Genomic DNA, 22,294 nt, shown 5'->3' on the forward strand with positions numbered 1-22,294 from the left:
CACGAGATGAGTGCCTTCCATGGGCAGACCCTTCACCAACCGGCGCCGGACCAGACCCCGGCCGATGCCCCTCGTCCCCTTACTGGCCCTGACCCTGCTGGCCGGCCTGCTCCAGGTCGTCCTGCTGCCCGCGCGGCCCGCCGCCGCCGTGGCGACCGTGCCCGAGCGGGCCATCGCCTTCAACATGCAGGGCGGCGGCCTCAAGTGGTCCTCCCCGGTGCAGAACCTGATCGGCAAGGCCGATCTGGTGGCGCTCCAGGAGGCGCAGACCCTGCCCAGCGGGACGGAGCTCACCCAGGAAAACCTGGTCCACGACAACCTCGGCGACCTGGACACCACCCCGACCGGCCTGCCCAGCCTCAAGTACAGCCTGCACGAGCTGAGGTGGGGACATCCCCGGGCGAACCCGGAGGCCGGCTACCTGTACTACCTGAAGGTGTACAACCTCCAGGACGTGGGGGAGCCGGTGGACCCGAACGGCAACTCCGGCAAGTCCCTGGCGATCTGGAGCGCCGTCCGCCCGGACGACGCGGCGGTCGTCCGCGCGGCCGACTCCCCCGACGCCACCGACCACTACCTGCGTTCGCGCCCGGCGCTCGGGCTGAAGTTCGGCGACACCTGGTTCTTCGGCATCCACGCGGAGTCCAGGCGGCAGGGTGACGCACAGAACAAGCACGCCAGGGACCTGGTGAAGGCCGTGGCCGACAATGTACCCGCGGGCGAGCACTGGCGTGTCCTGGGCGACTTCAACAGCGTGCCGAACACGTTCACCGACGCGGCGGGCGGCCACGTCTACTACGCGAAGAAGAGCAACGGGGAGCCCGCCCCCACCCAGAAGTCGGGCTACGCGCTGGACTTCATGGTGGCCGACGAGCAGCTCGCCGACCACACCGTGCGGCTGGACACGAAGGGCGGCTCGGACCACTACCCGGTGCTCTTCGCCGACCGGAACGCGCTGATCTGCGGGATCTGGGAGTTCGTGACGGTCCACTTCCCGTCGAACCTCGTGCTGCGGGACGTGCAGCGGACCCCCGTGCCGCAGGCCCCCTCGTCACCGGCCGCCGGGAACAGCGTGGCCGCCGAGGACGGCGCGGCGTGCGAGGACTACGACTCGCGGCCGTCCGCCGTCGTCTCCATGGGCGACAGCTTCATCTCCGGTGAGGGAGGCCGCTGGGCGGGCAACGCCAACACCTCGGCGAGCGGCCATGTGTGGGGCACCGACCGGGCCGCCGTGAACTGCTCCGCGGCCGACGACTGCGAGCACGACCTGACCCGGGTCTACGGCGACACCTCCTACGCGGAGGGCGGCAACCGGTGCGACCGCTCGGACACCGCGCCGATCATGTCGGCCGAACTCGGCGTCTCCGAGGAGTACCGGTTCAACATCGCCTGCTCGGGGTCGGAGACCCGGCATGTCGTCGAGGAGGAGTTCAAGGGCCAAAAACCCCAGGTGGAACAGCTCGCGGAGATCGCCGAGGACCATCGCGTCTCCCTGGTGGCGCTCTCCATCGGCGGCAACGACCTGAACTTCTCCGACCTGATCGCCGCCTGCGCGAAGTCGTACATGATCCCCGGCGCCACACCGTGCAAGGACACCGAGGAAGCGGCGTTCTCGGCCGCCCTCGACGACGTGGAGAAGAAGGTCACCGACACCGTCTGGAAGATCCGCGAGACGCTGCGCGACGCCGGCCAGTCCGACACCAGTTACCGCATCGTGCTGCAGTCCTACCCCAACCCGCTGCCGCGCGGCGCGGACTTCGAGTACCCGCAGGACCTGATCGACTACAGCCGCTACCGCAGCGGCGGCTGCCCCTTCCGGGACGTCGACGCGGACTGGGCGCACAGCTCCGTGGTGCCCCGGATCAGCGCGATGATCGGCCGGGCCGCCAAGGCGAGCAGCGCGGTCTTCCTCGACCTCCAGAGCGCCTTCGCCGGCCACGAGCTGTGCGCGAAGACCGCCCGGCAGGCGACCGGCGCCAACAGCCCGGACAACCGGCTGCCCGCCGCCGACGCCGAGTGGATCCGCTGGGTCCCCTACCTCCTGGACGGGACGAAGGACGTGCCCTGGGAGTCGCAGGGCGACCAGCAGGAGGCCATCCACCCCAACGCCCACGGCCAGCGAGCCATGGGGGCCTGCCTGAGCAAGGCGGCCAACCTGCTCAACGACACCGACTGGACCTTCCGGTGCTCCGGCTCCGCCTCGCGCTCCCCGGACGACACCGCCGTCTCCCCCGTCAAGACCCTGGTCGACGCCTCGGTGTGGACCGGCCGGTACGGCGACGACGACAAGGGCCATGTGTACGAGGACCACTACCTGTTCAAGGGGGGCAGGCACGCCCGCCTCGACCCCACCGTGAACCAGGACGGCTCCTCCGCCGACTTCGACAAGGCCGAGGGGCAGCTCCTCGGCCAGGGCTCCCTGGCCGAGGAGCTGGACAGTCTGCGGGGCACCCCGTTCGAGAACGGCGTCGACACCGCCTTCTCGTCGTACTGCTGCGGCATCCGGACGGCCTTCCAGCTCATCCTGATCCGCGGGGACCAGTACGTCCGGGTCCAAAGGCCCATCGGCAGCGAGCAGAACGAGGTGGTCAAGGGCCCGGGACCGATCGGGGACTTCTTCCACGTCCTGCGGGGCACCCCGTTCGAGGACGGCATCGACGCCGCCGCCAACGACCACACCGGCGGCGGTGTGCTGATGTTCCGCGGTGACCTGGTGGGGCTGCTGAACATGACCCTGGAGCAGAACAACGACAGCTGGATCAAGGAGCCGGCCACCATCGCCACCGCGATGCCCGTCCTGGCGGGCACCGGCTTCGACCAACACGTCGACAGCGCGATCACCCTCTACGGAAGCCTGACCGTCCTCGTCTCGGGCGACCGGGCGGTGATGCTGAACGTGGACCGGTCCGACCTGTCCAAGACCACCGTCGTCAAGGGACCCGTGCCCCTCACCGACATGTGGCCCTCCCTGCGGGAGCTGGACTGGCTCCGGCTCCAGGAGCAGCCGCCCCCGCTGGTGGTCCAGCCGCAGGCCCTGATGGCCGGGCCGACACCGCCGGAGGACCCCGAGCCCGAGGGGCCCGGACCGTGGTCCACCGACGCCGCCGACCAGCCCAGGTGCCGCCCCGACGGCATGACGCCCACCGAGGGGGTCAACACCCCGTACTGCCTGCTCTACGACGACAAGGGCCGGGAGCGGATGGGCGAGCGGCATCCGCGGCGGCTGGTCGGCTACTTCACCGGCTGGCGCACCGGACGGAACGGGCAGCCGATGTACCTGCCGGGGAGCATCCCCTGGGGGCAGGTCACCCACATCAACTACGCCTTCGCGCACATCGAGGACAACCGGGTCTCGGTCGGTGACACCTCCGATCCGGCCAACCCGGCCACCGGGATGACCTGGCCGGGCGTGCCCGGGGCCGAGATGGACCCCGACCTGCCGTACAAGGGCAACTTCAACCTGCTGAACAAGTACAAGAAGCAGCATCCGCGGGTGAAGACGCTGATCTCGGTCGGCGGCTGGGCCGAGACCGGCGGGCACTTCGACGCGGACGGCAACCGCGTCGCCGACGGCGGCTTCTACACCCTGGCCACCAACGCCGACGGCAGCGTCAACCAGCCGGCCATCGACACCTTCGCCGACTCCGCCGTGGACTTCATCAGGACCTACGGCTTCGACGGCGTGGACATCGACTACGAGTACCCCACCGCCCTGACGGACGCCGGCAACCCGGCGGACTGGCCCATCGCCAACCCGCGCCGCAAGGGCCTCAACGCCGGTTACACGGCGCTGATGAAGACGCTGCGCGAGAAGCTGGACCGGGCCTCGGCCGACGACGGCCGCTACTACCAGCTCACCGCCGCCGTGTCGGCGTCCGGGTACCTGCTGCGCGGTCAGGAGGACTTCCGCGCCCTGCAGTACCTGGACTTCGCCAACACCATGACGTACGACTTCCACGGCACGTGGAACTCCTACGTCGGCCCGCAGTCCCCGCTGTACGACGACGGGAAGGACGCCGAGCTGGCGGCGGCCGGGATCTACGACGAGGAGACGAACCCCGAATACCAGAAGATGGGCTACTTCAACACCGACTGGTCCTACCACTACCTGCGCGGCGCGCTGCAGTCCGGGCGCATCAACCTCGGCATCCCGTACTACACACGCGGCTGGAAGAACGTCACCGGCGGCGAGAACGGGCTGTGGGGGACGTCGGAGCTGACCGACCAGAGCCAGTGCCCCGACGGCACCGGCCCGAACGGCAGCACCACGGCCTGCGGCGCCGGCGCCACCGGCATCGACAACCTGTGGCACGACACCGACCGGGGCAAGGAGGTCGCGGCCGGATCGAACCCGATGTGGCACGCCAAGAACCTGGAGAAGGGCATTCCGCCCTCCTACCGCGAGCAGTTCGAGCTGAGCTCCTCGGACCCGGCCAACCAGGTCGACGGCTACACCCGGCACTGGGACGACACCCTCAAGGCGTCCTGGCTGTGGAACGGGGACAAGAAGGTCTTCCTCTCCACCCAGGACGAGCAGGACATCGCCGCCAAGGCCGACTACATCGCCGCCACCGGAGCGGGCGGCGCGATGGTCTGGGAGCTGGCCGGCGACTACAACTGCCCCGAGCGGTGGCAGTGCGTCCCCGGCTACACCCTGACCAAGGCGCTGGACGACGCCCTGCGTGACGCCGGCCCCTACGGCGCCACCCGCGCGGGGGACACCGTCCTGCCCGACGAGGTGGTCGACGTGACGGCCGAACTCACCGACTACCCGACCGACACCGCGCAGATGTGGCCCCAGCAGCCCAAGCTGCGCATCACCAACAACACCGACACCACCCTGCCGGAGGGCACCGAACTCTCCTTCGACATCCCCACCTCCACTCCTCCCCTGCTGAAGGACGAGGCGTGGCAGGAGATGGAGGACGCCGTCGAACCCGGCCATGACGGGCCCAACGTCGGCGGCCTCGACGGGGACTTCCACCGGGTGACGATCGAACTGGGCTACTGCGAGGACCTGGCACCGGGCGCCTCGCGCGACATCGCGCTGAAGTACTACCTGCCGATCACCGGGCCCGCCAACTTCAAGCTCGCCATCGGCGGACAGGAGTACGGACTGGTCCAGGACCACCGCAGGGGGACCACCACCGTCGAGCCCGACGCCTCCGGCGGCGGTGCCGGCTGCAAGGCCGAGGCGTGGGACGCCTCGCGCACCTACAACCCGGCCTGGGCGCCGTTCACCCTGTGGCAGACCGGTGACCAGTGGAAGATCGAGGACGTCAACAGCGGCAACCTCCTGGACCATCCGGCCGGGTGGGACCGGGCGCATCTGTACGCCTCGCTGGGCAACGTCCACCAGCTGTGGAGCATCGAGCCGGACGGCGACGACGGGGTGTTCCGCATCACCAACGACAGCAGCGGTGAGGAGCAGTGCCTGGGGGCGCAGAAGAAACTGGAGTCGCTGACCGTCCGCGACTGCGGCAGCGCCGGCGGCCAGCGGTGGCGACTGCTCGACGCCGATGGCGATCCCGCCACCGCCCCGCAGCACGGCACCTCCTACACGCTGATCACCCACAACGACACCACCGGCTCGTCGTCCGAGTTCGTCGCCGAGCCACTGAACAGCGGCAACACCGCCGGTACCCACGCCGTCGCGGGTGATCCCGACGGCATCACCCGCACCGTCGTCACCCACGGCGGTTACTACTGGAAGGCCAAGTACTGGACCCGGGGCAACACGCCCGACGCCACCGACCCGAACAACCCGTGGACCAGGCTCGGCCCGGTCCCGCCTCCGCCGACCGGGCCGTCCCGATGAGCCGGACGACCCCGATGACCGCCCTCTGACGCACACCCCACCGACGGCCCGCCGGTCCCTTTGGCGGGCCGTCGGCCTTCTCCCCCCTCGGGTCCCGGCGTACGCTCACGGCCATGACCGATCCCACAGCCGACCTCACGGCCGACCCCACCGACGGCCCCGCAGCCGCCGATGCCGGCGGCCCGGTCCCGCTGGTCACGGGGGCGCTGGACATGGCACTGCTGGGTTTCCACCGGGAGGCGGAGGACACCCGTTTCGACGACGCGCGCGTGGGCTACGCGCTGGTCGCCCTGTGGCACGCCGGACGGTTGCTGATGGTGCGGGTGCGCGACCGCGACTGCTGGGAGCTGCCGGGCGGCGGCATCGAGCCGGGCGAGACGCCCCGCGAGGCGGCCGCGCGGGAGCTGTGGGAGGAGAGCGGCCTGCGGGTGGCGCCGGAGCGGCTGCGGTTCGCCGGGTTCGCCCGGACCTCGCTGGGCCCGGAGCGCCGGGTGATGTACGGGGCGCTGTACACCGCCGAGGTGGACGAGCGGCTGCCGTTCGAGCCCACCGAGGAGATCGCCGCGATCCACTGGCGCCGCGGCGACGAGCCGCTGGAGGGCGGACGGGTGCAGACGGTGGACGAGTACCTGGCCGCGCTCTGCCGCCCCTGAGGGAGGGCGTCGGAGGCGCGCCCGTCGAAGGACGCGCCCCCGGCGCGGGCCGTCACGCCGTGGCCGGCGCGGGCTCCCCCACATAGGTGCGCCACAGCGCGGCGTACCGTCCACCGCGCTCCAGGAGCTCGGCGTGGGTGCCGTCCTCCACCACCCGGCCGTGGTCCAGGACCACCACCCGGTCGGCGCGGGCGGCCGTGGTGAGGCGGTGGGCGACGACCAGGGTGGTGCGGCGCCCGGCCAGCCGGTCCGTGGCCTGGTTGACCAGCGCCTCGGTGGCCAGGTCGAGCGCGGCGGTGGCCTCGTCCAGCAACAGGATGTCGGGCCGCACCAGCTCGGCGCGGGCCAGGGCGATCAACTGCCGTTGGCCGGCCGAGAGGTTGCGGCCCCGCTCGGAGACCGGATGCAGGTAACCGCCGGAGAGCGTGGCGATCATGTCGTGCGCCCCGACCGCCCGAGCGGCGGCCTCCACCTCGGCGTCCGAGGCGTCGGGGCGACCGTAGGCGATGGCGTCGCGCACGGTGCCCTCGAACAGGTACGACTCCTGCGGGACGACGCCGAGCCGGTGCCGGTAGCCGGACAGGTCCAGCTCGCGCAGGTCGACGCCGTCCACCCGGACCGTCCCCGAGGTGGGGTCGTAGAACCGGGCGACCAGCTTGACCAGTGTGGACTTGCCCGCGCCCGTCTCGCCGACGAAGGCGACCGTCTGTCCGGCGGGAATGTGGAGGTCCACGTCGGAGAGCGCCTCCTCGCCGTCCTCCGCGCCGGCGTAGCGGAAGCTCACCTTCTCGAACGCGACCTCGCCGCGCAGTTCGCCCACCGCGCGGGGCTCCCGCGGGGCCGGCGTGGTGGTCTTCTCGCGCAGCAGCTCCTGGACGCGGCCGAGGGAGACCACCGCCTGCTGGTAGCCGTCGAAGACCTGGGAGAGCTGCTGTACCGGGGCGAAGAACAGCTCGATGTAGAGCAGGTACGCCACCAGGGCACCCGCCGTCAGGGTGCCCTCGTCCACCCGCCTCGCCCCGATGACCAGGACGGCGGCGGTGGCCAGGGAGGCCAGGAACTGGATGAAGGGGAAGTAGACCGAGATCAGCCACTGGCCCCTCACGCGGGCCTGCCGGTAGCCGTCGCTGAGCTCGACGAAGCGCCGGCTGTCGGCGCGCTCGCTGCGGAACGCCTGCACGATCCGCAGCCCCGCGACCCCCTCCTGGAGGGCGGCGTTGACACCGCTGACCCGTTCGCGGGCCAGCTCGTACGCCTTCAGGCTCTGGCGGCGGAAGAAGATCGTGCCGATCACCAGCGGCGGCAGGGTGGCCAGGACCACCAGGGCGAGCCCCGCGTCGATGACGACGAGGACGACCATGATGCCGAAGAACGTCAACATCGCCACGACCGCCTGGACCAGGCCGGTCTGGAGGAAGGTCGTCAGGGCGTCGACGTCGGTGGTCATCCGGGTCATGATCCTCCCGGTCAGCTCGCGCTCGTAGTAGTCGAGTCCGAGGCGCTGGAGCTGGGCGAAGATCTTGACGCGCAGGGTGTAGAGGATCCGTTCGCCGGTGCGGCCGATGGCGCGGGTCTCGCCGGTCTGCGCGGCCCACTGGACGACCACGACCAGCAGGGCGATCGCGGAGGCCGTCCACACGGCGCCGAGCGCGGCGCGCTGGACGCCCTCGTCGATGCCGTGTCGGACGAGGACCGGCAGCAGCAGCCCGGCGGTGGCGTCCACCACGACCAGCAACAGGCTCAGCAGCAGCGGGCCGCGGAAGCCGCGCAGCAGATGCCGCACCCCGTAGGCCGTCTCGGCCTCGGCGGCGCGCTCCTCGTCGATCTCGGGGGTGTCGTCGGCGGGCGGCAGGGCGGCGACCTTGGCGAGCATCTCGGGGGTGGCCGGCGTGCCGGCCAGCGCCCCGGCGAAACCGGGGCCGCCGGTGGTGGGCGGGGGCGAGCCGGGTCCGGTGCCGGTGGTGTCCTCCGGCTCGCCCTCCCGGATCCACAGCTCGGGGGTGACGCCGTCGACGCGGCCGTCACCGTCCCCACCGTCGCCGCGGCCGCCCCCGCCGTCGCCGCGGCCGCCCCCGCCGTCGCCGTCGCCGTCGCCGTCGCCGTCGGGGGAGACCAGCCCGGCCGGGTCGCGCTCGACGCCACCCAGCTCGTCGGGGTCGCTGAGCAACCGCCGGTACAGCTCGCAGCGCTCCTGGAGTTCGGCGTCGGTGCCGACGTCCACCAGGCGCCCGCCGTCCAGGACGGCGATGCGGTCGGCCAGGGAGAGGGTGGAGCGGCGGTGTGCGATCAGCAGGGTGGTGCGGCCGGCCATCACCCCGCGCAGCGCCTCGTGGATCTCGTGCTCGACGCGGGCGTCGACGGCGGAGGTGGCGTCGTCCAGGACGAGCAGTCTGGGGTCGCTCAGGATCGCCCTGGCCAGGGCGATGCGCTGCCGCTGACCACCGGACAGCGTCAGGCCCTGCTCGCCGACCTCGGTGTCGTAGCCGTCGGGCAGGGCGGATATGAAGCCGTCGGCCTGGGCGGCGCGGGCGGCCGCCCGGATCTGCTCGTCGTCGGCGTCCGGCCGGCCGTAGGCGAGGTTGGCGCGGACGGTGTCGGAGAACAGGAAGCTGTGCTCGGGCACCAGGCCGATGGCCGCGCGCAGCGAGTCGAAGGTCAGGTCCCGCACGTCGTGGCCGCCCACGCGCACCGCGCCGGACGTCACGTCGTAGAAGCGGGGCAGCAGCAGCGAGACGGTGGACTTGCCGCTGCCGGAGGTCCCGACGACGGCGACCGTCTCGCCCGGTTCGACGCGCAGCGAGAAGTCCTCCAGCACCGGACGGGCGTCGGGGCCGGTGCCGTAGGAGAAGCCCACCCGGTCGAACTCGACGGTGGCGGGCGCGTCGGCGGGCAGCTCGTGGGCGCCGGAGCGCTCGCTGATCGCCGGCTCGGTGTCGATCAGTTCCATGACGCGCTCGACGCCGGCTCGGGCCTGCTGCCCGACCGTCAGCATCATGGTCAGCATCCGCACCGGGCCGACGAGCTGGGCGAGGTAGGTGGAGAAGGCGACGAAGGTGCCCAGCGTGATCTGACCGCGGGTGGCCATCCAGCCGCCGAGGGCGAGCATCGCCACCTGGCCGAGCGCGGGGACGGCCTGGAGGGCGGGGGTGTAGCGGGCGTTGAGCTTCACCGTCCGCAGCCGCGCGGCGAACAGCTCGCGGCTGACCGAGCGCAGCTTCCCGGTCTCCTGTTCCTCCTGGCCGAAGCCCTTGACCACCCGTACGCCGGTGACGGACCCGTCCACCACCCCGGCCACGGCGCCGGCCTGGGTCTGGGCGTACCAGGTGGCGGGGAAGAGCCGGTCGCGGCTGCGCTGGGCGATGAACCACAGGGCGGGCCCGACGGCCAGCGCCACCAGGGTCAACAGCGGGGAGAGGGCGACCATCACGACCAGCGAGACGGCGAAGAGGAGGATGTTGCCGATCATCATCGGCGTCATGAACAGCAGGCCCTGGATGAGCTGGAGGTCGCTGGTGGCCCGTCCGACGACCTGTCCGGTGGACAGCTCGTCCTGCCGTCGCCCGTCGAGGCGGACGACGGAGTCGTACATCTCGGTGCGCAGGTCGTGCTGGACGTCCAGCGCCAGCCTGCCGCCGTAGAAGCGGCGCACGTACGTCAGGCCGTAGACCACGACAGCGGCGGCGACCAGCAGGGCGATCCACGGGCCGAGGCCGTCGGTGTCGCCTTCGACGATGCCGTCGATGACGACCTTGCTGATCAGCGGCACCAGGGCCATCAGGGCCATTCCGCCCAGGGAGGCCCCCAGGGAGAGCCACACGTTGCGGCGGTACCGCAGACAGTACGCCGTCAGCCTCCGCACCCACCCCGGCTGCCGCGCGTCCCCGGCCTTCCCGGCCTCCCCCGCCTCCGTGCTGCCCGCCACGTGCCTACCTCCCGCTGACCGTCCGTCGCCGTGCGCGACCGTGTGTCGCACTGGGTGTCCACTGCACCAGTGATCCAACGCGTGGGCGACCGTATTTCATCCCGGTGGAGGGGCCGGCACCGGACGGGAGACGGCACGGGGGCACGTCAGGGGGAAGGAGCAGGGGGAGAGGCGAGGGAGGGAGCGGGGAAAGGAAGGGACGCGGCCCGGAGAGCCAGGCATTCTCTCCGGACCGCGCCCTCGGGTGGGCCGCGGCGGCGACGGACGGTGCGTGCCAGCACCCCCCACAGGACCGGCTCCTTCGTCCGTCCGCTCGTTCGACCCGCCCCGCGGCGAGGAGGTACCGCGGGGCCGTGCCGGTGACACTCGCGCCGCCCGGCCGAGGCGTGCGCGGTGACCGGCCGCTCGTCGGGGCTCCGCCGGGACCGGGCCCGGCGCCCCGCGTGTCTCAGGAGACGGGCACCTCCGCACCCGCGCCGGCGGCGTTCCCGTCCCGACCGTCCACCGCTCCCACCGCTCCCGGCGCTCCCGGCGCTCCCGGGCCGCACTCCGACGTGGCCACCGGTTGTGCGGCGCGCTCCGGCGCGGCGGGGAGCACCAGCGCCGGCGGCGCGTGGGGCGCCGGCGCGGCGAGCGCCACACCGGCCGACAGGCCGAGGGCGCCCATGGCCAGCAGACTCCCCGTGAGGGCGTACTCCACCGCGTTCCGCATGACGCGTCCTTCCGTGGGGCGTAACGGATAGCGAACGTGAGTCTGTCGAGAACTGCCGCCGAATGCACCTTCAGCGATCATTTTTGGTAACGTTGCGTATTAAATAAGATGCTTTCAGTAACGTCCCAGGACGCGGGACACACCCACCGGTCACCAGCGACATCTCACTCGGCCACGGCGACCGGCACCGAAACGTTGTGCATACGTCCGGATACGCCCCGTGCCAAAGGTGACCGAAACCTGCTTGGGCGCCGGCCGGGAAGCACCCCGGAAGGTTTCGTTCCGAGGTGCTTCCCGTCATCTGGAGGTTGCTTCCGCAACGCCCTTCGGGCGTCAGTCGGCGGACTCCGTCCCCGTCCGCTCCTGCCGCTCCGCCGCGATCCGCCGGGACATGAGCGTCGTCAGCTCGTAGGCGGTGTGGGAGGCGGCGACCGCGGTGATCTCGGCGTGGTCGTACGCCGGGGCCACCTCCACCACGTCGGCCGAGACCAGGTTGCAGGAGGCCAGCCCCCGCAGGATCTCCAGCAGCTCGCGCGAGGTCATGCCGCCCGCCTCGGGCGTGCCGGTGCCCGGGGCGTGGGCCGGGTCGAGGCAGTCGATGTCGATGGAGACGTACAGCGGACGGTCGCCGATGCGCTGCCTGAGCTGGTCGGCCACCTCGTCCACGCCGCGCCGCATCACGTCGGCGGAGGTGACGATGCCGAAGCCCATCTTCGCGTCGTCGTCCAGGTCCTTCTTGCCGTACAGCGGACCGCGCGTGCCGACGTGGGAGAGCGCGGAGGTGTCGAGGATGCCCTCCTCCACCGCGCGCCGGAAGGGCGTGCCGTGGGTGTACTCGGCGCCGAAGTAGGTGTCCCAGGTGTCCAGGTGGGCGTCGAAGTGGAGCAGGGCGACGGGGCCGTGCTTCCGGGCCACCGCGCGCAGCAGGGGCAGGGCGATGGTGTGGTCGCCGCCGAGGGTCATCAGCCGGGCGCCGCTCTCCAGCAGCTCCCCGGCCGCGGCCTCGACCGTCTCGACCGCCTCGTGGATGTCGAACGGGTTCGCCGCGATGTCGCCCGCGTCGGCCACCTGGGCGAGCGCGAAGGGGGAGGCGTCCTGGGCCGGGTTGTACGGGCGCAGCAGCCGGGACGCCTCGCGGATGGCGTTGCCGCCGAAGCGGGCGCCGGGACGGTAGGAGACGCCGGAGTCGAAGGGCACGCCGACGACCGCGACGTCCGCGCGGCCCTGCACCTCGTCCAGGCGCGGCAGGCGGGCGAAGGTCGCCGGGCCCGCGAAGCGCGGGGTCCGGGAGGAGTCGACGGGGCCTCGGGGCATGGCGCTGTGCGTGCTGGTGTCGTCCGTGCTCATGCGGCCGAGCGTAGGCACGGCACCACCCGGGGAGACATGGACGGATCCGCCAGTCGGGCGCGGCCTTTTGGACGCCCCGTACAGACGCCGGACCGTTCCGGGAGGTCCTCGCGTGCGCCGCCGGTCGCGGCGCGCGCGAAGACGATCGCCCGACGGGCGACCACGGGGGACAATGCCCCCATGCCGATAACCCCCGTCCCCACCCGCGCCGAGCTGATCGAGCACCTCGTCCGCACCCGCATCGCGGGGGACGTCGCCACCCCGCGCGAGAACAACCTGGACCACTACCGCCGGCTCGCCAACGGCGACCGGCACTTCTGGCTGGGGCTGGAACTGGGCGAACGGTGGTCCGACGAGCAGGACGTGCTGGCGGTGATGGCCGAGCGCTGCGGAGTCATGGACGACCCGGGGCACCGCCAGGGCCAGGACACCATCGACCCCGAGCTGACCGTGGCCGCCCTGGACCGGGCCGCCGTCGAGCTGCGCAAGTCGGCCGAGGCGGGACACCGGGTGCTGTTCGCCACCGGCCACCCCGGCGCCCTGATCGACCTGCACGGTCGGGTGGCGAGCGCGTTGCGCCTGGCCGGGTGCGAGATCGTCCGGGTGCCGCTGGGGCTGATCGCCGACCAGGGCGTGGTGGTGCAGTTGGCCGACATCGCCATGCACGAGCGCGGCGCGACGCTGTGGCACACCCACTCCCCCGCGCCGATGGCCGCGATCCTCGACGCCCTGGAGCGGGAGGGCGAGCCGCTGCCCGACCTGGTCTTCGCCGACCACGGCTGGGCGGGCTGCGCGGCGCAGCGCGGCATCCCCACCGTCGGCTTCGCCGACTGCAACGACCCGGCGCTCTTCATCGGCGAGGCCGAGGGCACCCTCACGGTCACCGTCCCCCTGGACGACCACGTGGTCAACCCGCGCTACTACGAGCCGCTGACGGCCTACCTGCTGGACGCGGCGGGTCTGACGCCCGCCTAGCGACGCCGGGAGGCGGCGGGCGCGGGGCCCGGGGTTCTTTCGGGGCCCGGTCCGCGCGGCCCGCGAAAACCCGGTTGCCCGGCGGCGGACGCTTCCCTGGCGTCGGCGGCATGTGTTCCGCCACCTTCGCGGCGATCACCAGGGGCGCGCACGCCGCCGCGCCACCGTGCCGTCGAGCCGTGCCCGGGCCCGTCCTCGCAGCAGAGGACTCACCGTGGCACGCCGCCGCATCGCGCTCTCCCGGAACTTCCTGTACGACACCGACGTCATCCGCCGCCTCGTGCGCTTCTCCGGGGTCGGGCCCGGCGACCTGGTGGTCGAACCCGGCGCCGGCCAGGGGCCGCTCACCGCCGTGCTCGCCCGGACCTGCCGCGAGGTGGTGGCCTACGAGATCGACCCGCGCCTGGCCGCCCGACTGGCGCGCCGTTTCGCCGAACACCCCGGCGTCCGGCCGGTCCGCGGGGACTTCCTGCGGGCCGCCCCGCCCCGCGAGCCGTTCGCCGTGGTGGGCAACATCCCCTACTCCCGCACCTCCGCCGTCGTGCGGTGGTGCCTGGACGCCCCCGCGCTGACCTCGGCGACGCTGCTCACCCAGCGGGAGTACGCGCGCAAGCACACCGGGGACTACGGCCGCTGGCCGCTGTCGACGATCCGCACCCGGCCCGAGCACGACCGGCGGCTGGGGTTCCGGGTCGGGCGCGGGAGCTTCGTGCCGCCGCCGCGCACCGACTCGGCCGTGCTGCGGATCGAACGCCGCGCCGTTCCCCTGCTGTCCGCCGGGGAGGCGGCCGCCTACCGGGAGTTCGTCGAGTACGGGTTCACCGGGCTCGGCGGATCGCTGGCGGCCACGCTGGCGCGGCGGCACCGGACGGGCCGGGTGCGGGCCGTCTGCGGGGCGGCCGGGGTGGGCGAGGACGTGCCGGTGGGGCTGGTGACGCCCGATCAGTGGCTGGTGCTGTTCCGCGGCTTGGGCCCGGGCCGGGGCTGAGCGGCGGGCCGGGGGCGGCGGAAACGACCTGGCGCGGAGTGCCGCGCGGCGCTCAGCCGCGCGGCGCTCAGCCGCGCGGCGCTCAGCCGCGCGGCGCTCAGCCGCGCGGCGCCCGCACCACGCCCTCCTGCATCACCGTGATCGCCAACCGTCCGTCGGCGGTGAAGATCCGGCCGCTGCCCAGCCCGCGGCCGGCCTGGGAGGTGGGGCTGGACTGGTCGTACAGCAGCCACTCGTCCACCCGGAAGGGGCGGTGGAACCACATCGCGTGGTCCAGGCTCGCGCCCACCACGTCCCCGACCGTCCAGCCGCCGCGGCCGTGGGCGAGGAGGACGGGCTCCAGCAGGCTCATGTCGGAGACGTAGGTCGCCAGGCACAGGTGGAACATCGGCCGGTCGTACTCGCCGTCCGGCTTGCCGCGCGTGCGGAACCAGATCCGCGAGCGCGGCTCCCGCGGCCGACCGGCCGTCAGGTACGGCGGATCGGTGACGTACCGCAGGTCGACCGCCGCCCGTGCCTCGGCGAGGCGGTCGGCCACCGTCGGATCGCCGAACAGGTGGGCGTGGCGCGGCAGCAGTTCGGCGGAGGACGGCAGCGTCTCCGGGTCGGGGACGTCGGGCATGGGTTCCTGGTGCTCCATGCCCTCCTCGTACGTCTGGAAGGACGCCGACAGGTGGAAGATCGGCCGCCCGTGCTGGACGGCGACGACCCGGCGGGTGGTGAAGGACCGCCCGTCGCGGATCCGGTCGACGGTGTAGACGATCGGGGCGTCCGGGTCGCCGGGGCGCAGGAAGTAGGCGTGCAGCGAGTGCGCGAGCCGGTCCTCGTCGACGGTGCGGGAGGCGGCGACGAGCGCCTGCGCGGCGACCTGGCCGCCGAAGACGCGGGGGACGACGGCGAACCGGCTCCGGCCGCGGAAGATGTCGCGGTCGATCCGCTCCAGGTCCAGCAGGCGCAGCAGGTCGGTCAGGGGGTCCGGCTCGGCCGCACCGCCGCTCCCGCCGCCGTGCCCCGCCCCGTCCGCGCTCCCCGTGCCCTCGGTGCCCTCGGTGCCCTCGATGTCCATGTGATGTGCCCGTTCTTCCGCCCGGTCGCCGCCGCGCCCCGGCGTGTCCACGCCGTTCCCGCCGTCCCGTCGTTCCCCCGGGGTCCGCGGCGCTCCCGCGGGCCCCGTGAGGCTCACAGCCCCATGGACTTGGCGACGATGGAACGCATGACCTCGCTGGTGCCGCCGTAGATGCGGGTGACGCGGGTGTCGGCGTACAGGCGGGAGATCGGGTACTCCCGCATGTAGCCGTAACCGCCGTGGAGCTGGAGGCACTTGTCGATGACCTTCGCCGCCAGCTCGGTGGTGAACAGCTTGGCGGAGGCGGCGTCGGCGGGGGTCAGCTCCCCGGCGTCCAGGGCCTCCAACGCCCGGTCCACGACCGCCTGCATGGCGTCCACGTCGGACTTGCAGTCGGCGAGCACGAACTTGGTGTTCTGGAAGGAGGCCACCGGCTTGCCGAAGACCGTGCGCTCCCTGACGTACTCGTGGGCGAAGCGGACGGCGGCCGCGGCCTGGGCGTAGGCGCCCAGCGCGATGCCCAGGCGCTCCTGCGGGAGGTTGTGGGTGAGGTAGGAGAACGCCTCGCCCTCCTCGCCGAGGAGGTCCTCGACCGGGACCCGGACGTCGGTGAAGGACAGCTCGGCGGTGTCGGAGGACTTCAGGCCCAGCTTGTCGAGGGAGCGGCCGACGGCGTAGCCCTCGCTCCCGGTGTCCACCACCAGGATGGAGATGCCCGAGCGACGGTCCTGTGGGGACGGCGGCGCGGTGCGGCAACAGACCAGGACGCGGTCGGCCTGCACGCCGCCGGTGATGAAGGTCTTGGCGCCGTTGAGGATGTAGTGGGTGCCGTCCTCCGACAGCTTCGCGGTGGTCTTCATCCCGGCCAGGTCCGAGCCGGTGCCGGGCTCGGTCATGGCGATGGCGGTCATCATCTCGCCGGTGACGAAGGGCGGCAGCCAGCGGCGCTTCTGCTCCTCGGTGGCGTACTTCAGCAGGTAGGGCAGGCAGAGCGCGGTGTGGACGCCGGAGCCGCCGAAGCTGACGCCCGCGCGGGCGGTCTCCTCGGTGATGACGGCGTTGTACTTGAAGCTGGTCTCGCCGGCGCCGCCGTACTCCTCGGGCACCTCGATCCCGAAGACGCCCAGCTCTCCGAGCTTCCGGTAGAAGTCGCGGGGGACGTACCCCTGCTTCTCCCACGCGTCGTAGTGGGGGACGACCTCGGCGGCGATGAAGTCGCGGATGGTCTCCCGGAACGCCTCGTGGTCCTCGTTGAACACCGTGCGACGCATCTCACGCCTCCTGCGGGCCGGAAACTAAGCGCTTGCTCAGAGGCAAGCTACCCAAGGGGCGAACGCGCTGTCCAGGGGTCTTCGACCGGCGGCCGTGCCTGTGGGCGGGGTCATACGGCGCGGGCGGGCCGCACGGGGGCGGTCACGCCGCGGCGGCGGCGAAGGCGCCGCGGGCCAGCCGGTGGAGGAGCGCGGCCGTCGCCGCGCGGTCCGGCAGGGAGGAGGGGCGGCTCAGATGCGGGGTGGAGTTGAGGAGCCCGAACACCGCGTGCACCGAGGCGCGGGCCTCCTTCTCCGGCAGCGTCGGATGGACCTCGCGGACCACCTCCACCCACAGCTCCACGTACTGCCGCTGGAGCTGCCGCACCAGCTTGCGGTCGCTGTCGCGCAGCCGGTCCAGCTCGCGGTCGTGGAGGGTGATCAGGGCGCGGTCGTCGAGGGCGAAGTCGATGTGGCGGTCGATGAGCGCGGCCAGCGTCGCGCCCGGCGCGAGCCCGGCGTCGGCGGACTCCTTCAGGCACCTGCGTCCACCCGTGTAGAGCCGCTCGCTGATGCCCACCAGCAGCTCGGCGAGCATCGCGTCCTTGCCCGCGAAGTGACGGTAGAGACCGGGACCGCTGATGCCGACCGCGGCGCCTATCTCGTCCACCCCGACGCCGTGGAAGCCGCGCTCGGCGAACAGGCGGGCGGCCTCGGCGAGGATCTGCTCGCGGCGGGTGGGGGCGTCGGTCCTGGTCCTCATGGGGGAATTGTAGACAGCCGGGTTAGCGGGCGTTAACCTGATGGCGAGGTTAACGCTCACTAACCGAGCAAGGGGGCTCGAAGGGCATGCAGCAGGCTCCTCCACTGGCCGGCACCGCCGACCCGACGTCCGAGGCCTGGCGGACGAACGAGGCCGCGCACCGGGAGCTGGCCGCGCGACTGCGCGAGAAGCTCGCCGCGGCGCGGCTGGGCGGCGGCGAGCGGGCACGGGCGCGACACGTCGCGCGCGGCAAGCTGCTGCCGCGCGACCGCGTGGACACCCTGCTGGATCCCGGCTCGCCCTTCCTGGAGCTGGCCCCGCTCGCGGCGGACGGCATGTACGACGGGCAGGCTCCGGCCGCGGGCGTGATCGCCGGGATCGGGCGGGTGTCGGGGCGCGAGGTGGTGGTCGTCGCCAACGACGCCACCGTCAAGGGCGGCACGTACTACCCGATGACGGTCAAGAAGCACCTGCGCGCCCAGGAGGTGGCCCTGGAGAACCGGCTGCCGTGCGTGTACCTGGTGGACTCCGGCGGCGCCTTCCTGCCGATGCAGGACGAGGTCTTCCCCGACCGCGAACACTTCGGACGGATCTTCTACAACCAGGCGCGGATGTCCGGCGCCGGCATCCCACAGATCGCGGCGGTGCTCGGCTCGTGCACGGCGGGCGGTGCGTACGTGCCCGCGATGAGCGACGAAGCCGTGATCGTGCGGAACCAGGGCACGATCTTCCTGGGCGGGCCGCCGCTGGTGAAGGCGGCCACCGGCGAGGTCGTCACCGCCGAGGAACTGGGCGGCGGTGAGGTCCACTCCCGCACCTCGGGGGTGACGGACCACCTCGCCGAGGACGACGCCCACGCCCTGCGCATCGTCCGGCAGATCGTGTCCACCCTCCCCGAGCGCGGCCCGCTGCCGTGGTCGGTGGAGCCGGTGGAGGAGCCGAGGGTCGATCCGGCCGGGCTGTACGGCGCGGTCCCGGTGGATTCGCGCACCCCGTACGACGTGCGCGAGGTCATCGCCCGGATCGTGGACGGCTCGCGGTTCGCCGAGTTCAAGGCCGAGTACGGCACCACGCTGGTGACGGGCTTCGCGCGCGTCCACGGCCATCCGGTGGGGATCGTCGCCAACAACGGCATCCTGTTCGCCGAGTCCGCCCAGAAGGGCGCCCACTTCGTCGAGCTGTGCGACCAGCGCGGCATACCTCTGCTGTTCCTGCAGAACATCTCGGGCTTCATGGTGGGCCGCAGCTACGAGGCGGGCGGCATCGCCAAGCACGGCGCCAAGATGGTGACGGCCGTGGCCTGCGCCCGGGTGCCCAAGCTGACCGTGGTCGTCGGCGGTTCCTACGGCGCGGGCAACTACTCGATGTGCGGCCGGGCGTACTCGCCGCGCTTCCTGTGGATGTGGCCCAACGCCAAGATCTCGGTGATGGGCGGGGAGCAGGCCGCCTCGGTGCTGGCCACCGTCAAGCGCGACCAGTTGGAGGCGCGCGGCGAGGAGTGGAGCGCCGAGGAGGAGGACGCCTTCAAGGCGCCGATCCGCGAGCAGTACGAGACCCAGGGCAACGCCTACTACGCCACCGCGCGGCTGTGGGACGACGGCGTGATCGACCCGTTGGAGACGCGTACGGTGCTCGGCCTCGCGCTCACCGCGTGCGCCAACGCGCCACTGCCCGAGAAGGACCCCGCGGCGCCCGGCTACGGCGTCTTCCGGATGTGAGGGGGATGCGTTCCATGTTCGACACGGTGCTGGTCGCCAACCGCGGCGAGATCGCCGTCCGCGTCATCCGCACGCTGCGGCGGCTGGGCGTGCGCTCGGTCGCCGTCTTCAGCGACGCGGACGCCGACGCCCGGCACGTGCGGGAGGCGGACACCGCGGTGCGGATCGGCCCGGCGGTGGCCTCCGAGAGCTATCTGTCGATCGAGCGGCTGTTGGAGGCCGCCCGGCGGACGGGCGCGCAGGCGGTGCACCCCGGCTACGGCTTCCTCGCCGAGAACGCCGCCTTCGCCCGCGCGGTGGTCGACGCCGGGATGGACTTCGTCGGCCCGCCCGCCGAGGCCATCGAGCTGATGGGCGACAAGATCCGTGCCAAGGAGACGGTGAAGGCGGCCGGGGTGCCGGTGGTCCCCGGCAGCGACGGCAGCTCCCTGACCGACGCCGAGTTGGCCGCCGCCGCGCTGGAGGTCGGCATGCCGGTACTGCTCAAGCCCTCGGCGGGCGGCGGCGGCAAGGGCATGCGGCTGGTCCGCGACGAGGCCCTGCTCCCCGACGAGATCGCCGCCGCGCGGCGTGAGGCCCGCGGCGCCTTCGGGGACGACACCCTGCTGGTGGAGCGGTGGATCGACGGTCCGCGCCACATCGAGATCCAGGTCCTCGCCGACGGCCACGGCACCGTGGTGCACCTGGGCGAACGCGAGTGCAGCCTCCAGCGCCGCCACCAGAAGATCGTCGAGGAGGCGCCCAGCCCTCTGCTGGATCCGGCAACCCGCGCCGCGATGGGCGAGGCGGCGGTGCGCGCCGCCCGCTCCTGCGGCTACCGGGGCGCCGGCACGGTGGAGTTCATCGTCCCCGGCGGCGACCCGGCCGCCTACTGCTTCATGGAGATGAACACCCGCCTCCAGGTCGAACACCCGGTGACGGAACTGATCACCGGGGTGGACCTGGTGGAGTGGCAGCTCCGGGTGGCGGCCGGCGAGCCACTGCCCTTCGGTCAGGACGACATCACCCTGGACGGCCACGCGGTGGAGGCCCGGATCTGCGCGGAGACCGCGCGCGCCACGGGTGGGAGAGTGGACTTCCTGCCGTCGGCCGGCACCGTCCACCTGCTGTCCGAGCCGTCGGGCGAGGGCGTCCGCGTGGACTCCGGCCTGGCGCGGGGCACCGAGGTGGGCACCGACTACGATCCGATGCTCGCCAAGGTGATCGCCCACGGCCCCGACCGGGCCTCCGCGCTGCGCCGGCTGCGCGCGGCGCTGGCGGAGACGACGATCCTGGGCGTGGAGACCAACACCGCCTTCCTGCGCGCCCTGCTGGAGCACCCGGCGGTGCTCTCCGGCGCGCTGGACACCGGACTGGTGGACCGCGAGGCGGCCTCGCTGCTGCCGTCGACCGTGCCCGCCGAGGTGTACGCGGCGGCGGCCCTGCTGCGCCACGCCGAACTGGAGCCGGGGCCTTCCTCCACCGGCTGGACGGACCCGTTCTCGGCGCCGACCGGCTGGCGGCTCGGTGGCGAGGCCGCCTGGACGGTCCACCACCTGCGGACACCGGGCCACGAGCCGGTGGCCGTACGGGTGCGCGGTCGATCTCCGGACGCCGAGGTGCGCGTCGGGGACGATCCGCCGGTGCGGGCCGCGCTGCGCGGCGGCGCCACCGACCGGGTGCGGCTGGAGTGGGACGGCGTCACCCACGTCTTCTCCCACGCCGGCGTCGACGGCGGCCGGTGGCTCGGTCGGAGCGGGGCCGGCTGGTACCTGGCCGACCACGACCCGGTCGAGGCGGCCCTGCGGGGCGGCGCCGGGGCGCACGGCGCCGACGCGCTGACCGCGCCGATGCCCGGCACGGTCACCGTCGTCAAGGCGTCCGTCGGCGACGAGGTCACCGCGGGCCAGAGCCTGCTGGTGGTGGAGGCGATGAAGATGGAGCACGTCATCGCCGCGCCGTACGACGGGGTCGTCACCGAGCTGGACGTCGCGCCCGGCAGCACCGTCGCCATGGACCAGGTGCTGGCCGTCGTCGAACCCGGACGGTCCGGGGAGTCGGACGGGGAGGCCGCACGATGATCGACGAACTGCCCATGGTCCTTCCCGCCGAGGGACTTCCCGCCCGGGTCCGCGTCCACGAGGTGGGGCCGCGCGACGGCCTGCAGAACGAGCAGGCGATCGTCCCCGTGGAGGTAAAGGCGGAGTTCGTCCGCCGGCTCGTCGACGCCGGACTGCGGACGGTCGAGGTCACCAGCTTCGTCCATCCCAGGTGGGTGCCCCAACTCGCCGACGCCGAGCGGCTGTTCCCGGCCGTGGCCGGCCTGGCCGGCCTGGCCGGCCACGAGGGGGACGCGGCCGTACGGCTGCCGGTGCTCGTGCCCAACGAACGCGGTCTGGAGCGGGCCCTGGCCCTCGGCGCCCGCGAGATCGCCGTCTTCGGCAGCGCCACCGAGTCCTTCGCCAAGGCCAACCTCAACCGCACCGTCGACGAGGCCCTGGCGATGTTCGCACCGGTGGTCGCCCGGGCGAAGGAGGCGGGTGCCGGGGTCCGCGGTTACCTGTCGATGTGCTTCGGCGACCCGTGGGAGGGCCCGGTCCCCGTCGAGAGGGTGGTCGGCGTCTGCCGTCGCCTGCTCGACCTCGGCTGTGACGAACTCAGCCTGGGCGACACCATCGGCGTGGCCACCCCCGGCCACGTCACCGCCCTGCTGACCGCTCTGAACGAGGCCGGGGTGTCCACCGAGCGCCTCGCCGTCCACTTCCACGACACCTACGGTCAGGCCCTGGCCAACACCCTCGCCGCCCTGCGGCACGGCGTCACCACCGTGGACGCCTCCGCGGGCGGTCTCGGCGGCTGCCCGTACGCCAGGAGCGCCACCGGCAACCTCGCCACCGAGGATCTGGTGTGGATGTTGCACGGGCTCGGCATCGACACCGGGATCGACCTCGACCGTCTCACCGCCACCAGCGTGTGGATGGCCGAACGGCTGGGCCGCCCCAGCCCCTCCCGCACGGTCCGCGCCCTGGCGTCCCGGAGCGCCGACTCCCCCCGGAACACCACCGGCCCCGACTCCCTCGACTCCCACAAGGAGCAGTGAAGC

At 72.7% G+C, this 22,294-nt stretch carries 13 protein-coding genes; 7 read left to right on the top strand and 6 right to left on the bottom strand.

Translation table 11 applies throughout. The annotated features are described in order from the left end of the window. Window positions 1-19 precede the first annotated feature (19 nt). On the top strand, window positions 20-5,818 hold the full coding sequence (locus F0L17_RS08365) for a glycosyl hydrolase family 18 protein (RefSeq protein WP_155070567.1): 5,799 nt from the start codon (window positions 20-22) through the stop codon (window positions 5,816-5,818). Between the two features lie 113 nt (window positions 5,819-5,931). Next, a complete protein-coding gene (locus F0L17_RS08370; RefSeq protein WP_202917854.1) occupies window positions 5,932-6,471 on the top strand; it encodes an NUDIX domain-containing protein in 540 nt (179 codons plus the stop codon). Window positions 6,472-6,523: 52 nt separating this feature from the next. Here F0L17_RS08370 and F0L17_RS08375 read toward each other — a convergent pair whose 3' ends face one another. The 3 genes from F0L17_RS08375 to speB form a co-directional block, all read right to left on the bottom strand. Beyond that, entirely contained in the window at window positions 6,524-10,393 is a 3,870-nt protein-coding gene (locus F0L17_RS08375; RefSeq protein WP_162465963.1) for an ABC transporter transmembrane domain-containing protein, read from the bottom strand. A gap of 448 nt (window positions 10,394-10,841) precedes the next feature. Next, window positions 10,842-11,105: a hypothetical protein gene (locus F0L17_RS08380; RefSeq protein ID WP_155070569.1), complete on the bottom strand. Its 264-nt coding sequence runs from the start codon at window positions 11,103-11,105 to the stop codon at window positions 10,842-10,844. Window positions 11,106-11,438: 333 nt separating this feature from the next. Next, on the bottom strand, window positions 11,439-12,452 hold the full coding sequence (speB, locus tag F0L17_RS08385; protein WP_155070570.1) for an agmatinase: 1,014 nt from the start codon (window positions 12,450-12,452) through the stop codon (window positions 11,439-11,441). A gap of 180 nt (window positions 12,453-12,632) precedes the next feature. On the opposite strand from speB, the gene F0L17_RS08390 reads away from it, so the two are divergent. Together F0L17_RS08390 and erm are read left to right on the top strand one after the other, a co-directional pair. After that, a complete protein-coding gene (locus tag F0L17_RS08390) occupies window positions 12,633-13,427 on the top strand; it encodes a phosphatase (protein ID WP_155070571.1) in 795 nt (264 codons plus the stop codon). A 166-nt stretch (window positions 13,428-13,593) separates the two neighbouring features. Beyond that, window positions 13,594-14,415 (top strand): 23S ribosomal RNA methyltransferase Erm, encoded by an 822-nt coding sequence (erm, locus tag F0L17_RS08395; RefSeq protein ID WP_420802399.1) that lies wholly within the window; start codon window positions 13,594-13,596, stop codon window positions 14,413-14,415. 97 nt (window positions 14,416-14,512) lie between these two features. On the opposite strand, the gene tesB is transcribed toward erm, so the two are convergent. The 3 genes from tesB to F0L17_RS08410 all read right to left on the bottom strand — a co-directional run bounded on the left by tesB (window position 14,513) and on the right by F0L17_RS08410 (window position 17,494). Further along, entirely contained in the window at window positions 14,513-15,481 is a 969-nt protein-coding gene (gene tesB, locus F0L17_RS08400) for an acyl-CoA thioesterase II (RefSeq protein ID WP_155070572.1), read from the bottom strand. A 113-nt stretch (window positions 15,482-15,594) separates the two neighbouring features. Next, the gene (locus tag F0L17_RS08405; protein WP_155070573.1) at window positions 15,595-16,752 is read right to left on the bottom strand and encodes an acyl-CoA dehydrogenase family protein; all 1,158 of its coding nucleotides are present in this window, start codon (window positions 16,750-16,752) and stop codon (window positions 15,595-15,597) included. A gap of 142 nt (window positions 16,753-16,894) precedes the next feature. After that, window positions 16,895-17,494, bottom strand: coding sequence for an SACE_7040 family transcriptional regulator (locus tag F0L17_RS08410; RefSeq protein WP_155070574.1), 600 nt, complete (start codon window positions 17,492-17,494; stop codon window positions 16,895-16,897). An 86-nt stretch (window positions 17,495-17,580) separates the two neighbouring features. On the opposite strand from F0L17_RS08410, the gene F0L17_RS08415 reads away from it, so the two are divergent. Genes F0L17_RS08415 through F0L17_RS08425 form a run of 3 tightly spaced genes read left to right on the top strand, consistent with a single transcriptional unit; the run spans window position 17,581 to window position 22,291 of the window. Continuing rightward, window positions 17,581-19,212 carry a carboxyl transferase domain-containing protein gene (locus F0L17_RS08415; RefSeq protein ID WP_155070575.1) on the top strand — a complete coding sequence of 544 codons (1,632 nt, stop codon included), beginning with the start codon at window positions 17,581-17,583 and terminating at the stop codon, window positions 19,210-19,212. Window positions 19,213-19,226: 14 nt separating this feature from the next. Then, window positions 19,227-21,272 carry an acetyl/propionyl/methylcrotonyl-CoA carboxylase subunit alpha gene (locus F0L17_RS08420; protein ID WP_155070576.1) on the top strand — a complete coding sequence of 682 codons (2,046 nt, stop codon included), beginning with the start codon at window positions 19,227-19,229 and terminating at the stop codon, window positions 21,270-21,272. Beyond that, entirely contained in the window at window positions 21,269-22,291 is a 1,023-nt protein-coding gene (locus F0L17_RS08425) for a hydroxymethylglutaryl-CoA lyase (protein WP_155070577.1), read from the top strand. Before F0L17_RS08420 ends, F0L17_RS08425 begins: the two co-directional genes overlap by 4 nt. The last annotated feature ends 3 nt before the right edge of the window (window positions 22,292-22,294 follow it).

It is taken from the genome of Streptomyces taklimakanensis (assembly GCF_009709575.1).
GTDB lineage: Bacteria > Actinomycetota > Actinomycetes > Streptomycetales > Streptomycetaceae > Streptomyces > Streptomyces taklimakanensis.